The organism is Arthrobacter sp. TWP1-1, assembly GCF_049897845.1.
Classification (GTDB): Bacteria; Actinomycetota; Actinomycetes; order Actinomycetales; family Micrococcaceae; genus Specibacter.
The window spans coordinates 94,594-109,854 of sequence record NZ_JAFCXC010000008.1; the positions used below are offsets into that span (position 1 = coordinate 94,594).

Annotated in this window: 16 protein-coding genes; 12 read left to right on the top strand and 4 right to left on the bottom strand. The window is 59.8% G+C overall.

Annotation, left to right across the window (positions count from 1 at the left end; genetic code table 11):
* The first annotated feature begins 80 nt into the window (after positions 1 to 80).
* The 11 genes from ACP7B9_RS13940 (at position 81) to nrdR (ending at position 11,309) form a co-directional block, all read left to right on the top strand.
* Entirely contained in the window at positions 81 to 890 is an 810-nt protein-coding gene (locus ACP7B9_RS13940) for a polyphenol oxidase family protein (protein ID WP_425864306.1), read from the top strand.
* The gene (locus tag ACP7B9_RS13945; protein WP_425864308.1) at positions 887 to 1,630 is read left to right on the top strand and encodes a YggS family pyridoxal phosphate enzyme; all 744 of its coding nucleotides are present in this window, start codon (positions 887 to 889) and stop codon (positions 1,628 to 1,630) included. The genes ACP7B9_RS13940 and ACP7B9_RS13945 overlap by 4 nt, the downstream gene beginning before the upstream one ends.
* Positions 1,631 to 1,716: 86 nt before the next feature.
* On the top strand, positions 1,717 to 2,253 hold the full coding sequence (locus tag ACP7B9_RS13950) for a cell division protein SepF (protein WP_425864310.1): 537 nt from the start codon (positions 1,717 to 1,719) through the stop codon (positions 2,251 to 2,253).
* 144 nt (positions 2,254 to 2,397) lie between these two features.
* On the top strand, positions 2,398 to 2,688 hold the full coding sequence (locus tag ACP7B9_RS13955; RefSeq protein ID WP_425864311.1) for a YggT family protein: 291 nt from the start codon (positions 2,398 to 2,400) through the stop codon (positions 2,686 to 2,688).
* Between the two features lie 144 nt (positions 2,689 to 2,832).
* Entirely contained in the window at positions 2,833 to 3,519 is a 687-nt protein-coding gene (locus tag ACP7B9_RS13960; RefSeq protein ID WP_425864313.1) for a DivIVA domain-containing protein, read from the top strand.
* 94 nt (positions 3,520 to 3,613) lie between these two features.
* On the top strand, positions 3,614 to 4,198 hold the full coding sequence (gene lspA / locus ACP7B9_RS13965) for a signal peptidase II (protein ID WP_425864315.1): 585 nt from the start codon (positions 3,614 to 3,616) through the stop codon (positions 4,196 to 4,198).
* On the top strand, positions 4,191 to 5,114 hold the full coding sequence (locus tag ACP7B9_RS13970) for an RluA family pseudouridine synthase (protein ID WP_425864316.1): 924 nt from the start codon (positions 4,191 to 4,193) through the stop codon (positions 5,112 to 5,114). The genes lspA and ACP7B9_RS13970 overlap by 8 nt, the downstream gene beginning before the upstream one ends.
* A gap of 120 nt (positions 5,115 to 5,234) precedes the next feature.
* The gene (dnaE, locus tag ACP7B9_RS13975; RefSeq protein WP_425864318.1) at positions 5,235 to 8,801 is read left to right on the top strand and encodes a DNA polymerase III subunit alpha; all 3,567 of its coding nucleotides are present in this window, start codon (positions 5,235 to 5,237) and stop codon (positions 8,799 to 8,801) included.
* Entirely contained in the window at positions 8,801 to 9,331 is a 531-nt protein-coding gene (locus tag ACP7B9_RS13980; protein ID WP_425864320.1) for a hypothetical protein, read from the top strand. The genes dnaE and ACP7B9_RS13980 overlap by 1 nt, the downstream gene beginning before the upstream one ends.
* 10 nt (positions 9,332 to 9,341) lie before the next feature.
* Complete coding sequence (gene hisD, locus ACP7B9_RS13985; protein WP_425864322.1) at positions 9,342 to 10,724, top strand: histidinol dehydrogenase; 1,383 nt, start codon at positions 9,342 to 9,344, stop codon at positions 10,722 to 10,724.
* 108 nt (positions 10,725 to 10,832) lie between these two features.
* On the top strand, positions 10,833 to 11,309 hold the full coding sequence (nrdR, locus tag ACP7B9_RS13990) for a transcriptional regulator NrdR (protein ID WP_425864323.1): 477 nt from the start codon (positions 10,833 to 10,835) through the stop codon (positions 11,307 to 11,309).
* Between the two features lie 67 nt (positions 11,310 to 11,376).
* Here nrdR and ACP7B9_RS13995 read toward each other — a convergent pair whose 3' ends face one another.
* The 3 genes from ACP7B9_RS13995 to map all read right to left on the bottom strand — a co-directional run bounded on the left by ACP7B9_RS13995 (position 11,377) and on the right by map (position 13,927).
* Positions 11,377 to 12,129, bottom strand: coding sequence for an SDR family oxidoreductase (locus tag ACP7B9_RS13995; protein WP_425864324.1), 753 nt, complete (start codon positions 12,127 to 12,129; stop codon positions 11,377 to 11,379).
* Between the two features lie 10 nt (positions 12,130 to 12,139).
* Positions 12,140 to 12,934, bottom strand: coding sequence for a polyphosphate--glucose phosphotransferase (ppgK, locus tag ACP7B9_RS14000; RefSeq protein ID WP_425864325.1), 795 nt, complete (start codon positions 12,932 to 12,934; stop codon positions 12,140 to 12,142).
* A gap of 114 nt (positions 12,935 to 13,048) precedes the next feature.
* Positions 13,049 to 13,927, bottom strand: a complete 879-nt coding sequence (gene map, locus ACP7B9_RS14005; protein ID WP_425864327.1) for a type I methionyl aminopeptidase — start codon at positions 13,925 to 13,927, stop codon at positions 13,049 to 13,051.
* Between the two features lie 131 nt (positions 13,928 to 14,058).
* Here map and ACP7B9_RS14010 point away from each other — a divergent pair, with 131 nt between their 5' ends.
* Positions 14,059 to 14,235, top strand: a complete 177-nt coding sequence (locus ACP7B9_RS14010; RefSeq protein WP_425864329.1) for an SPOR domain-containing protein — start codon at positions 14,059 to 14,061, stop codon at positions 14,233 to 14,235.
* Between the two features lies 1 nt (position 14,236).
* Here the strand turns inward: ACP7B9_RS14010 and panB are convergent, their stop codons facing one another.
* Positions 14,237 to 15,184, bottom strand: a complete 948-nt coding sequence (panB, locus tag ACP7B9_RS14015; protein WP_425864331.1) for a 3-methyl-2-oxobutanoate hydroxymethyltransferase — start codon at positions 15,182 to 15,184, stop codon at positions 14,237 to 14,239.
* Between the last annotated feature and the right edge of the window lie 77 nt (positions 15,185 to 15,261).

The window sequence follows — 15,261 nt, forward strand, 5'->3', positions numbered from 1 at the left end:
TGATTTAGACAGGGCGTCCTGAAGTATGTTCCTTAGTCACCGCTAGTTGCCGGTGACAGCAGATTGGTCAGGTTGTTTGCATGTGGTTTTCAGAACAGGTTCGTCCCGGAATATGGGTGGGCTTTACTGACACCACGGCAGGCAACCTGGCCTTTCATGTTGGTGACGACGCGCAGGACGTAGCCGGTCGCAGGGCTGATGTGGAAACACGGCTGGCCCGCCAGTCGCTTTCAGCGGCGGCCCCTTCACCGGTACTGGCCTACATGAACCAGGTTCATGGTGCCGATGTGGCGGTGATCGCCGCAGACGGGACTGCTGCCACGGGGGCGTCCGCGCCCACGGTCGACGCCATGGTCATGTGCCCTGACGGCGAACCAACCGGGCTGGCCGTCATGGTCGCCGATTGCGTCCCAGTTGTCCTGGTTGGAGAGACCTCATCGGGGAGCACAGTCATCGGCGTAGCCCACGCAGGGCGGCCCGGCGTGGAGAAGGACGTCATCGGTGCTGTTGTGGCCCAAATGCATCGGTCTGGGGCAGTGTCACTTGAGGCCTGGCTTGGACCGAGCGTGTGCGGTAAGTGCTACGAAGTTCCCGAAGCCATGCGGACAGCTGTGGCAGCAGTGGCCCCGGCCTCCCATTCAATCACCACGTGGGGGACGCCCGCGTTGGACCTTCCCGCCGCAGTCGTTGAGCAGTTGACCTCCAACGGCGTCACCGCGCACGCCTCAGGAATTTGCACCCTCGAGGATTCGCGTTACTTTTCCCACCGTCGCTCCCAGCGCGACGGCGAAGCGGAAGGCCGCTTCATCGGCTTCGTCGCCGCCATGCCTGGCTCTAACCTGACTGGCACTAACAACGTGCAAACGAACGAAAGTAATCTCACGCAATGACCCTGCACGATGACCGTACCGCAGTTCTCGCCGATCGCCTCTCGGTGGTTCGCCACCGCATCGAGGTGGCAGCAGGTAGCAAGGCCGTGCCCACCCTCATTGTGGTGACAAAATTTCATCCCGCTGCCGATGTCCTGCGTCTGCGTACCTTGGGTGTTGCCGACGTTGGCGAAAACCGTGCCCAGGAGGCAGCGGCCAAGGCGCTCGAGGTAGCGGACCCGGAACTGCGATGGCACTTCATTGGCCAGCTGCAGACCAACAAGGCCAAGTCTGTTGCCGCCTACGCGCAATCTGTCCATTCCATTGATAGGGCCTCGCTCGTCAATGCATTGGCCAAGGCTATGGCTGTCCAGCAGCAAACTAACGGCCGGGCAAACCTTGAATGTTTCATTCAGCTCGACCTCAGTGAGGCATACCCCGGACTGGCCGACGCAGAAGTGGCCAACCACAGCGGCAGGGGAGGGGTCGCGCCGTCGGACATTGCTCGGTTGGCGGATCTGATTGCCGGCACCGAGGGGTTGGATCTGGCCGGGGTTATGGCAGTTGCCCCTCTAGGGGTGAAACCCGAGCCGGCCTTTTCCTTGCTGGCAGAGGCATCCTCGGCGCTGATCGCCAATCACCCCGGTGCTACCGGAATCTCGGCCGGCATGAGTCATGACCTGGAAGCAGCCATGGCCGTGGGTGCGACACACCTGCGTGTCGGTTCCGATATACTCGGCCCCCGTCCGCCTGTACTGTAGCGTTTTGAGTGTTGGCAACAACGCTGAAGTACCGCACAAGCTACCGGTGACGTGATTTGTGTTTTGCAGACTAATGAGGAGCAACCATGGCTGGCGCTATGCGCAAGACGATGATCTTTCTTGGACTCGCCGACGGTGACGAGCACTATGACGCTGAGCATGCTCCGTCATTCCAAAAAGACGAAGATTACGCCCAACCCAATGAGCGCGAAACGCGCGAAACGACGGCAGCGCCTGCTCCCGTCGTGGAAGCCGCCGCGCCCAAGGCTGGCGACGACGAATACCGGGCTCCGGTGACCCCTATCAAGCGTGCCGCATCAACTCGGGAAGAGGCAGAAAGTTTGCGCCAGATTACCACCGTCCACCCCCGGTCATACAATGACGCAAAAATCATTGGTGAGAGTTTCCGGGATGGCATTCCGGTCATCATGAACGTCACCGACATGGGTGAGGCCGACGCCAAGCGTTTGGTCGACTTCTCAGCCGGATTGGTGTTTGGCTTGCGCGGCTCCATCGAGCGCGTAACAAACAAGGTGTTCCTGCTCTCTCCGTCATACATCGAGGTCCTCGGTGACGACAAGAAGATCTCAGACACGCAGGCAACTTTCTTCAACCAGAGCTAGCTGCGCGGACCGGATCGGTCCGCACCCAGCTCTTGCGCCAGCGATGTTTTTCCTTTGCCCGGACACACTGTGTCCGGGCTTTGGTCTATTCTGGACACAGCATTTCGTTTGAATTTCGGCCACCTAGGGATTGTGTGCACTCGCGTGACAATTGTCTTTGCTCTTCTCTACTTGTTGTTGCTCCTATACTTCCTCACGCTTCTGCTGCGCATGGTGTTTGACTGGGTCCAGGTCTTCGCTCGTGACTGGCGTCCCAAGGGCGCGGCCTTGATCGGCGCATCCGTTGTTTACCGACTCACCGACCCGCCACTGCGAAAGTTGCGAGCCATGATTCCACCCCTGCGGATTGGGTCAGTGGCACTTGATATTGGCTTCATTTTGTTGCTCGTCACCGTGGGTATTGGGATGAGTGTCACAAAAAGTTTTGTGAATTAGAGCCGCGTCGTTAGTTTTCATCGAGGAAAAGTTATATTGTAAAAAGCGATAGACCCCTGTACAGGTCATTAGATTTGTATTCGGTACCGTAGTCTGGACGGCTTCGGTCAGTTTCAGATTCACTAAAACCAATGAGGTGACTAAATGGCGCTTACGCCAGAAGACGTTGTCAACAAGCGGTTCCAGCCGACGAAGTTCCGCGAAGGCTACGACCAGGACGAAGTTGACGATTTTCTTGACGAAATCGTCGTAGAGCTTCGCCGCTTGCACCAGGAAAACGATGACCTGCGCAAGCAGCTCGCCGATGGTGGAACCGACTCCGCAGCCACTCCTGTCGCAGCAGCCCCGCTGTTGACGAAGGAGCCGAAAGCTGTCAAGGAGCCGGTTAAGCCCGAGCCCGTCGTTGAGCCCGAGCCGGTTGTTGAAGCCAAGCCCGTTGTCAAGGAAGCGCCCGTTGTTGTTGCGGCTGCTCCGGCAGCAGCAGCAGTTTCCGCTACCTCGGCAGAGTCCGCTACCGGCGTTATCGCCCTGGCTCAGCGCCTGCACGACGAATACGTCAACGCAGGTGTGGAGCAGCGCGACAAGATCATCGCCGAAGCACAGATCGAGGCCAGCACGCTGGTCAACGATGCACAGGAGAAGAGCCGTAAGACGCTCGGTGCCCTGGAGCAGCAGCGTTCAGTGCTCGAACGCAAGGTTGAGCAGTTGCGCGGATTCGAGCGTGACTACCGTTCACGCCTGAAGACCTACATTGAAGGTCAGCTGCGTGACTTGGATGCCCGCGGTTCGGTGGCAGCACCGGATTTCGCCGAGGGTAACTCAGAATCCTAAGCCAAGAACTAAAAAGCCGGTGGTGCAAGGAAACTTGTTCCACCGGCTTTTTTAATTGACCAATTACTTTTTGCTAAGAACAAATGAAAGCAACATGAGCGAGAACTCTTTGCAGGGCCCGGCAGCGCCATCCAAGCTCCGCCGTCGAACGTTTTGGTGGCTGTGGCTGGGCTTTGCCGTGTTTGCCTATGCGTGCGACCAATTGACTAAATGGTGGGTTACTTCCACCATGGTTGAAGGTCAAACCACGGCTGTGATTCCCGGCGTCCTGCAGTGGTACTTCATTCGCAATTCCGGTGCCGCATTCTCCATCGGTGAAAACTTCACCTGGTTCTTTACCTTGGTCATGGCGGCAGTAGCCGTTGCGATCATCGTGATGTCCCGGCGGATCGGCTCTGCCTGGTGGGGGATTGGCCTTGGCCTAGTCCTGGGTGGCGCACTGGGAAACCTGACGGACAGGCTGTTCCGTCCGCCGTCGTTCGCCATGGGGCACGTGGTTGACTTCATTTCCTTCCCGAACTTTGCCATCTTTAACATGGCCGATATGGCAGTAGTTGGCGGGATCATCACCATCTGCCTGCTGACTCTCCTTGGCATTCCGTTGAGTGGGGTCAAGCCGGAAGAAGTCGCACCAGAACAGAATGCCGAAATCGCTGGCGAGGAAAACGAAAATGACTGAAACTTTTACCGTTCCCGAAGATGTCGCAGGCGGCCGGGCCGACGCCGGACTGGCGGCGCTGCTTGGCATCTCGCGTTCCGCTGCTGCCTTGCTGTGCACGGAAGGAAACGTGCTTCAAAACGGTGTGGTCCTGGGAAAGAGCGAGAAATTCAAGGTCGGAGCCAGCATTCAGGTCACGATTCCTGAGCGGCGTAACTTCCTTGAAGTTGTGGTGGAGCCTGTCGAGGGCTTGAACATCCTGCTCGACGACGACGAATTCGTAGTGGTTGACAAGCCCGTAGGCGTGGCAGCTCACCCCTCACCGGGCTGGGTTGGACCGACCGTTGTGGGTGGCCTGGCCGCCGCCGGATTCCGAATCTCCACCTCCGGCGCACAGGAGCGGGTTGGCATTGTCCACCGGCTCGATGTTGGCACCTCAGGAGCCATGGTGGTGGCCAAGACCGAACACGCCTACACCGTGCTCAAGCAGGCCTTCCGTGAACGGACCGTGGAGAAGGTTTATCACGCCGTAGTTCAGGGGCTGCCCGATCCACTGGCGGGCACCATCGATGCTCCTATTGGCCGCCACCCAGGCTTTGACTGGCGTTTTGCCGTGATCGAGGACGGCCGCCCTTCAATCACGCACTATGAGGTCCTTGAAGCATTCGGCAAGGCCTCCTTGGTTGAGGTGCATCTGGAGACGGGGCGTACCCACCAGATCCGTGTCCACTTCTCGGCACTGCGCCACCCCTGTGCCGGTGACCTCACCTACGGTGCCGATCCCACGTTGGCGGCCGAACTGGGCCTGACCCGGCAATGGCTGCACGCGCACAAACTCGGCTTCACGCACCCGACGTCGGGCGAGTTGGTATCGGTGACAAGCCCCTACCCGCAGGACCTGAACTACGCACTGGACCATCTTCGCGGAGAGCACTAACTGCTTCTGTTCAAACGCTCCCTCACCTCAGGTGAGGGAGCGTAATGGTTTAAACCCCCGGATGTGCGCGAGCGTCGTGTAGTCGGGCGGGGTTTCACTTTTGGCACGTAGAATGATCTGGTGGCTAGCTCATCGACTGACAGTTTTGTTCATCTTCATACGCACACCGAGTACTCCATGTTGGACGGTGCGGCGCGTCTGACCGAACTGTTTGACGAGGCCAAACGGCTTGAAATGCCGGCCCTGGCCACCACAGATCATGGTTACCTATTCGGGGCCTTCGATTTCTGGAAGAAGGCCACTGAAGCGGGCATTAAGCCCATCATTGGTGTTGAAGCCTATGTCACCCCTGGCACGGCGCGCACCGACAAGACCAGGATCAAGTGGCGCACCGAGGAGTCCCAGAAGAAGGACGACATCTCCGGTGGTGGTTTCTACACCCACATGACGCTGCTTAGCTACAACAACCAGGGCATGCGGAACCTGTTCCGGGCCTCCTCCCTTGGTTCGCTGGATTCACCCATGGGCAAGTACCCCCGCCTTGACCGTGAACTGCTCAACGAGTACCACCCGGGCCTGATTGCCACCACGGGTTGCCCCTCCGGTGAGGTGCAGACAAGGCTCCGCTTGGGCCAGTACAACGAGGCCAAGGCTGCGGCCGCCGAATTCCAGGATATTTTCGGCAAGGAAAACTACTTCTGCGAGCTCATGGACCACGGCCTGGACATTGAGCGCCGCGTGACCAAGGACTTGCTGCGTCTTGCCAAGGAACTGGCGATCCCGCTCGTCGCCACCAACGATCTCCACTACACCCACGAGCACGATGCCAAGGCCCATGAGGCACTCTTGGCCCTGCAATCCGCGTCCACGCTCACCGAGCCCACCTATGACCAGGGTGGCAAGCGCTTTGCGTTTAGCGGTAGCGGCTACTACCTGAAGTCTCCGGCTGAAATGCGTTCGCTGTTCTCGGAACTGCCCGAAGCCTGTGACAACACGCTTCTCATCGCCGAGCGCTGTGAGGTGTCGTTCAACACGGGCGCCAACTACATGCCCAAGTTCCCTTGCCCGCCCGGCGACGATGAAACGTCCTGGTTGGTCAAGGAGGTCGATGCTGGGCTGAAATTCAGGTATCCGGCGGGTATCCCGGACGATGTTCGGGCACGTGCCGATTATGAACTTGGTGTCATCATCAAGATGGGCTTCCCGGGTTACTTCCTGGTGGTTGCCGACTTCATCAACTGGTCAAAGGACCATGGAATTCGTGTAGGTCCCGGCCGTGGTTCGGGTGCCGGTTCCATGGTGGCCTACGCCATGCGCATCACCGATCTGGATCCGATCCGGCACGGTCTGATCTTTGAGCGCTTCCTGAACCCTGAGCGCGTGTCCATGCCTGACTTTGACGTGGACTTCGATGATAGGCGCCGCCATGAGGTCATTAAGTACGTGACCGAGAAGTACGGTGATGAGCGCGTCGCCATGATCGTCACCTACGGCAGCATCAAGACCAAGCAGGCCCTGAAGGACTCCTCCCGCGTCCTGGGGCACCCCTTCAGCATGGGTGAAATGCTGACCAAGGCTCTGCCGCCGGCTGTCATGGCCAAGGACATCCTGCTCAATGACATTGAAAACCCCGAGGCCAAGCGTTACAGCGAGGCGGCGGACTTCCGCAACCTGATCAACTCCGATCCGGAAGCCGCCAAGGTCTTTGAACTGTCCAAGGGCCTTGAAGGACTTAAGCGCCAGTGGGGTGTCCATGCCGCCGGTGTGATCATGAGCTCCGATCCCATCATCGACGTCATCCCGATCATGCGCCGTATCCAGGACGGGCAGGTCATCACGCAGTTCGACTACCCGACGAGTGAGGGCCTCGGCCTGATCAAGATGGACTTTTTGGGGTTGCGCAACCTCACCATCATCACCGACGCCTTGGAGAACATTAAGGCCAACACAGGTTTTGAACTAGACCTTGAAGGCCTGGAGTACGACGACGCAGCCTCCTACGAGCTGATGGCCCGCGGTGACACGCTGGGCGTGTTCCAGCTCGACGGCGGGCCCATGCGCGGCTTGCTCAAGCTCATGCGTCCTGACAACTTTGAGGATATTTCTGCCGTCCTGGCGCTCTACCGGCCCGGTCCCATGGGTGCCGATTCGCACACCAACTATGCCTTGCGCAAGAACGGCCTGCAGCCGATCACCCCGATTCACCCCGAGCTTGAAGAGCCGCTGGCGGAAATTCTCGGCGGTACCTACGGTTTGATCGTGTACCAGGAGCAGGTCATGTCCATCGCGCAGAAACTGGCCGGCTATTCGCTGGGCCGGGCTGATATTTTGCGCCGTGCCATGGGTAAGAAGAAGAAGTCGGAGCTGGATAAGCAGTACGCCGGCTTCCACCAGGGCATGTTGGACAACGGCTACTCTGACGCCGCTGTCACCACACTGTGGGCCATCCTGTTGCCCTTCTCCGACTACGCCTTCAACAAGGCCCACTCCGCCGCGTACGGTGTCATCAGCTACTGGACCGCCTACCTCAAGGCGCATTACCCGGCCGAATACATGGCGGCGCTGCTGACCAGCGTCGGGGATGACAAGGACAAACTTGCCCTCTACCTGAACGAGTGCCGCCGCATGGGCATTACCGTGCTGGCCCCTGACGTCAACGAGTCAGCACTGAACTTCACCCCTGTCGGAAGCGACATCCGCTTTGGCATGGGTGCCATCCGCAACGTTGGTGCCAACGTTGTGAACGGACTGGTGGAATCCCGCACGGAGCGCGGTAATTTCGAGAACTTCGCCGACTTCCTGATGAAGGTTCCGGCGGTAGTGTGCAACAAACGCACCATCGAATCCTTGATCAAGGCCGGCGCCTTTGATTCTCTTGGCCACGCCCGCAGGGCCCTGGCCATGATCCACGAAGAAGCCGTGGACTCGGTCATCACCATCAAGCGCAACGAGGCCGTGGGGCAGTTTGACCTCTTTGCCGGGCTCGGCGGGGACGCCGAACCCGAGGCTGCCTTGATCACCGAGATTCCGGATCTTCCCGAATGGGAGAAGAAGGACAAGCTGGCGTTTGAGCGCGACATGCTGGGCCTCTACGTCTCCGACCACCCGCTGCGTGGCCTGGAAGGCATCCTGAGCCAAAACGCCGACATTTCCATCACCGCGCTGCTCGCCGATGACGGCCCGCAGGATGGCCACATCATCACCATTTCGGGCATGATCACCAACCTGCAGCGGCGCATTGCCAAGAGCAGCGGCAACCCGTACGCGCGCTGCGAGGTGGAGGATCTTGGTGGCTCGGTGGAGGTCATGTTCTTTGGCCAAGTGTACGGTCCCATCGCCAACGTCCTTGCCGAAGACCTGATCGTGGTCATCAAGGGACGCTTGCAAAAGCGCGACGACGGCGCCATCACCTTGAACGCCATGGAACTGAGCGTTCCGGACCTGAGCGAAGGACTTTCCGGCCCGCTGGTCATCTCCATGCCTGAGCACAAGGCCAACGAGCAAGTGTTGCTGGCCTTGAAGAACGTGTTGGGGGATCACCGCGGCAACACCGAAGTCAAGATGCACTTGTCCGGCAGCCGGTCCATGAAAGTCATGAAGCTGCCCTTGCACCACCGCGTCAATCCCACGCCTGCCTTGTTTGGGGACTTGAAGGTCCTGTTGGGGCCGACATGCTTGGAAGGCTGATGAACCAGGATACTCGGGAGCTATGGCGTCGTGGCCTGTCCTTTGGCATCCTGACGGGCCTAGTTGTAGGGGTCCTGTGGTGGTTACTGGCCCCCGGCGGAGCTTTTTATGGCAAAGGCACCGATGCCACCATCTGGTTGCCGCGCGATGCCGTGCTAGGGATTCTGCTGGCCTTGGCGGGGGTTTTCTCGGCCGTGGTCACGATGCGCCGCTCATCACCGGGTCATTCAGCCCAAGGCTCGGCGGCAAAGCAGGCAGTAGCACCGATGGCCATCGTGATTCTGGCCGTGTCTGGTTTGGTGGGCTCCGTCGTCGCATGGCGAATGGGCGTTTTTGCCGGAGATCTCTTCCAAACACCGCCGGACAACATGCCCAACCCCAGCATCGTGTTCTCTCTGCGATCGGGCCCGTTACTCCTCGTGTGGCCGCTGCTTGCTTCGGTGGTGCTCTTTGTGTGGAGCCTTGTCTCCTACGCCTTCGTGCCATCACCGGATGAGACGCTGCACACCACGGCCGAGGCCAACGGGTAAACTTACCCGGGTGAGCAACCTTGAATCTTCCGTGTCCGCCGCCCCGTCCAGCGCATTCGCAAATCTGCACCGCACCGACCTGCGCGGACGCACCCTGAGCCTTGCCGAGTTGAAAAGCGCCGTTCCCCGGACGGCCCAGTCGACCGTCACAACGGCCGAGACCGCAGTTCATGGCATTATTGCCGATGTTCGGGAGCGCGGCCATGCGGCACTTGCGGACCTTGCCCTGAAGTTCGACGGCGTCACCCAGGAACATCCTCGGGTCCCGGCCGCGGCACTTGCCGAGGCGCTGGAATCTCTGGACCCCAAAGTACGGGCCGCCTTGGAAGAGTCAATTTCCCGCGCCAAGGTATTTGCGCAGGCCCAAAAGCCCGCTGACATTGACGTGCCCATTGCCGCTGGTGCCGTTGTATCCTCACACTGGATTCCGGTGCGCCGTGTTGGCCTTTACGTGCCCGGCGGCCTAGCTGCCTATCCTTCGTCGGTGATCATGAACGTTGTTCCGGCGCTGGCCGCCGGCGTCAGCTCGGTGGCCCTCGCGTCGCCGCCGCAGAAGGAATTTGGTGGCCTTCCGGATCTTACGGTGTTGGCTGCGGCCGCGCTGCTGGGGATCGATGAGGTTTACGCCATGGGCGGTGCCCAGGCCATCGTTGCCTTCGCCTACGGCGTGCAGGCCGGTAGTAGCGCTAACGGAACAGGCGGCGTCATTGAGCCTGTTGATGTGGTTACGGGCCCGGGTAATATCTTTGTTGCCACGGCCAAGCGCCTGGTCAAGGGAGTTGTTGGCATTGACTCGGAGGCCGGGGCCACCGAAATTGCGGTTCTAGCGGACCAGAGCGCAAACCCGGCGTTTGTGGCAGCCGATCTCATCAGCCAGGCAGAGCATGATCCCAACGCCGCCTCCGTTCTGGTGACGCCGTCACCGGAGCTTGCCGACGCCGTCGAGGAAGAATTGCGTCGTCAGGTGGCCACCACAACGCACCGGGAACGTGTTGAAACCGCCTTGAACGGCCCGCAGTCGGGCATTGTGCTTGTTGATAACCTAGATCAGGGTGTCGCGGTGTGTAACGCGTACGCCGCCGAACACTTGGAGGTTGTTACGGAGAATGCTGCGGCCGTCGCTGCCAGGATCACGAATGCTGGCGCGATCTTTGTGGGGGATTACAGTCCGGTCAGCCTTGGCGATTACTGCGCAGGGTCCAACCACGTCCTGCCCACAAGTGGCACGGCCGCGTTTTCCTCGGGCTTGAATGTCACTACGTTCCTGCGCGCCGTACAGGTCATCAACTACAACAAGGATGCCTTGTCGCAGGTTGCGGATCATGTGATTACGCTTTCCAAGGCCGAGGGCCTGCCGGCTCACGGTGATGCTGTGGCCGTCCGTTTCGCCTAAAGGTGGCAATGGCCCTTGTGGCGATTGTGCAGCAGTGGTAGCTGCGGGATTATTGTTTGACAATTTCTCACCCTAGACTGGTGAGCACCACCACTCGAAGGGATCCGCATGTATTGCCCGTTCTGCCGCAATCCCGATTCGCGGGTTGTTGATTCGCGTCTATCCGACGACGGCTCATCCATCCGTCGTCGCCGTCAGTGCACGGAATGCGGACGTCGTTTCAGCACGGTTGAAACGGCAAGTCTCACGGTCAGCAAGCGATCCGGAGTGGCCGAGCCCTTCAGCCGAAGCAAGGTCATCAGCGGTGTCCGCAAGGCCTGCCAGGGACGGCCCGTCACCGACGATGATCTGGCCAAACTGGCGCAGGAAGTTGAAGAGTCCATCCGGGCCAGCGGGGCTGCCGAAATTGAGGCCAACGATGTTGGTCTGGCCATCCTGGCACCACTGCGGCGCCTTGACCTAGTGGCGTACCTGCGGTTTGCCAGTGTGTACCAGGCTTTTGAATCGCTGGAAGACTTTGAGGCTTCCATCGCCCAGCTGCGCAGCGACAAGGCCGAGGCCAGCGTTCGGGCCACAGAAAGCTAGTTCATTCAGAGAAGGGCTGGGCGGTGCAATTGCACCGGCCAGCCCTTCTCTGTGGAATCTGCTGGCGCTATCGTCCGCCGGCTACGGGCAGGATGGCTCCTGTGATGTAGGAAGCCTCATCGCTCAGAAGCCACATGACGGCGGAAGCAACATTCTCCGGCTCGCCACCGCGTCCCAAGGGGATGAGATGTTTGACGCTTTCCACTCGATCTGGCATGCCAGCAGCGGCGTGGAGGCCGGTGTTGGTGATGCCGGGCGACACCGCGTTGACGCGGATGCCGTGTGCGGCTGCTTCCGTGGCAAGACCCACTGTCAGGACATCCACGGCCCCTTTTGATGCCGCGTAGTGCACCCAGGTGCCCGGTGAGCCAGCCTTGACGGCCGTCGAGGAGATGTTGATGATCGATCCGCCCTTGCCGCCGGAGAGGATCGACATGCGGCGCGTAGCTTCCTGACACATGAACATGGTCCCGGCGACATTGATCTCGAGCACACGCTTGATGGTCTCCGGTGAGACATCCACAAGGTTGCCGATGATGTCGCCGGTGATCCCGGCATTGTTGACTACCGCCGCTACCGGCCCCAAGGCTTGGGCTGCATCGAACAGGCCTAGGACAGCGGCTGGGTCGCTGACGTCCGCCTGCACAGCTACGGTGGTCCCGCCGTCGTTCTTGATCTGCTCAACAACCCTGGCCGCGCCGTCTGAATCTTCGCTGAAGTTAACCACAGCCGCATACCCGGCCCTAGCCGCCATGATTGCCGTGGCCGCGCCGATGCCCCGGCTGGCACCGGTAATAATAGCGACACCGCGTTGGGCCATGGCCAGGGGTCTACTTGGTCAGCTTGAAGTGCACGGCAGCCTGCAGGGCGCCGCCAACGATTCCAGCGTTGTTTTTCAGTTCGGCCGTGATGATCTTGGTGCGCAACTTCAGCTGCGGCAGGTAATCCTCGCTGCGCTTGGAGATGCCGCCGCCAATGATGAACAGTTCGGGGGAGAACAGGAATTCAACGTGGGAGAAGTAGCGCTGCAGGCGCACGGAATATTCATCCCATGAGATGCCGTCGCGTTCGCGGGCGCTGGCTGAAGCCTTGGTCTCGGCGCCAACGCCGTCGATTTCCAGGTGTCCCAATTCGACGTTGGGAATGAGCTTGCCGTTGAAGATGAAAGCGGAACCTATGCCGGTGCCGAGGGTGATGACCAGAACGGTTCCCTTAACGTCCTTGCCGGCGCCGTAGCGGGCCTCTGCCAAGCCGGCGGCATCGGCGTCGTTCATCACCTGAACGTCGCGACCCAGTTCCTTGGTGAAGATGTCATCCACATCGGCGTCGATCCAGGACTTGTCAACATTTGCTGCGGAGCGCGCCACGCCATGGGAGATGATGGCCGGGAATGTGATGCCGACGGGCGCGTCTTGGCTGGGAGCGTGCGGACGGGTCATGAGCTCGTCGACGATCTCCTTGACTACCTTGGCCACTGCCTGCGGTGTCGACGGTGTGGGGGTGGGGATCCGGTAGCGATCGCCCAACACCTCGCCGCTGTCCAAGTCAACGATCCCACCCTTGATGCCCGTACCGCCAATATCGATGCCAATGACAGTGCTGGCGGATGAGTGCTTCTTAGACATGCAGGCTCCTGAAGAGTCGAAGGGGGCAAAGCTGAAAGGAGGTGCCACGGCAGGCGGGCGCCCTTGGTAGTGTACTGCAGGTCACTGCGGCATGGCACCGCGTGGCGTCGAAATTTACGGCAGGGTGAGTACTTCTGCACCTGTGGCCGTAACAACCATGGTGTGTTCAAACTGCGCTGTTCGCTTACGGTCACGGGTGACAACTGTCCAGTCGTCGGCCCACATGTCCCATTCGATACCGCCAAGGGTGAGCATGGGTTCAATCGTGAACACCATGCCTTCTTCCATGACCGTGTTGTAGGCGGGTGCCGCGTCATAGTGCGGAATAATCAGGCCCGTGTGGAAGGCCTCGCCGACGCCGTGGCCGGTGAAATCGCGAACCACGCCGTAGCCGAAGCGCTTGGCGTAGGACTCAATGGTGCGGCCAATGACGTTGATCTCACGGCCGGGCGCAACCGCCCGGATTGCCCGCCGGAGCGATTCCTGGGTTCGTTCGACCAGTAGACGGGATTCTTCGTCAACATTACCCACGGTGAACGTCCAGTTCGTGTCGCCATGGACGCCGTTCTTGAACGCCGTGATGTCAATGTTGATGATGTCACCATCTTCAACAACCGTGGTGTCCGGAATGCCGTGGCAAATGACCTCATTGATGGAGGAGCACAGGGACTTTTTGAAACCCCTGTAGCCAAGCGTTGAGGGGTAGGCCTTGTTGTCGAGTAAGAACTCGTGCCCGATCCGGTCCAAGGCATCCGTGGTGACGCCGGGGACAATATGCTTGCCGACCTCCACGATGGCTTGGGCGGCAATCTTGGACGAGATGCGGATCTTCTCCAGGGTTTCGGCGTCCTTGACCTCGGAGCCCTTGAAGGGCGTTGGGCCTGCCTTGCCCACATATTCTGGGCGGGGGATCGAGAAGGGGACTGCCAGTTCAGGGCTGATGATTCCGGGAACGAGCTTGCCAATAGGTGCCGTGGTTGCTGTTGAAGACATGACTCCATCTTATAAGTTTTGTTCACAGGCTGCCGCGAAGTGCCCAGTGCGAGCCTATGATGGGCGTTGACAGCGCCTTTTTTACAAGAAATTTTGACAAGAAATATCGGACTACAGACGCGGAGAGCACCATGGCGAAGTATTGGTACAACGTTCAGACCCACGAAGTTGAAAAAGACGCTCAATCAGGGTGGCAGTCCCTGATTGGTCCCTATGAATCTCGTGCCGAAGCTGAACAAGCATTGGCCAAGGTGCGTGAGCGCAACGAACTGGCCGACGCGCAAGACGAAGAAGAAGACGAAGCCTGAGTCAGAAGGTGTGCTCGGGGCCGGGGAAGGCCCCGGAGCGCACCTCGGTGGCGAACTCGCTTGCGGCGTCGGCAAGGATGCCGCGCATTTGCGCATACTGCTTGACGAATTTGGCGATCTTGCCCGTGCGCAACCCGGCCATGTCCTGCCACACCAGTACCTGACCGGTGGTTGAATTTCCGGCCCCGATGCCCACGGTGGGCACCGAAACGGCGGCATCCACGGCGGTGGCCGTGGTTGCTGGCACCATTTCCATCAGCACACAGAACGCGCCGGCGTCAGCCAGTGCCACGGCGTCGTCAATCATGGTTTGGGCCATGTCGCCGCGGCCCTGCACTCGGTAGCCGCCCAAGGTGTGTTCGCTTTGAGGCGTGAAGCCAATGTGGGCCATGACCGGGATGCCTGCCTGTGTCAGGGCCTGCACGGTTGACGCATAGTAGGCCCCGCCTTCCATCTTGACCGCATGGACCAGGCCTTCCTTCATGAGGCGCACGGAGGAGGCGATGGCCTGCTCGGGGGACTGTTCGTAGCTGCCAAAGGGAAGATCGGCCACAATCAAGGCACGCTTGGCCCCGGCCGTCACCGCGCGGCAGAAGATGATCATTTCATCCAGCGTGATGGGCAGGGAGGTTTCGTTGCCAAGGACATTATTGGAGGCGGAGTCTCCCACGAGCAGCACTTCGATGCCGGCCTCGTCAAAAATTTGTGCCGTGTACTGATCGTAGGCAGTGAGCATGGCAAACTTTTCGCCGGCCAATTTCGCTGCCTGCAAGTGGTGCGTGCGTACCTTGGGAGCCGTGGCTGGAATAGCCGATGTGGAGTGCTGTGCCGGCGTAGAGGCAGCAGCAGCAGCGCCATTGCCGTAGGGGGAGACGAGCTCGGCGGAATCGGTCATGCTCGAGGAAACAGAGGACACAGGAGCGGAATCAGGGGTGCTAGTGGGGGCCATGCCTCCACCTTATTACGAGTCGTATGTCGATTTGGGCAAACCGTGGCGTAGGACTTAGTAGAGTAATCAGTGCAGGG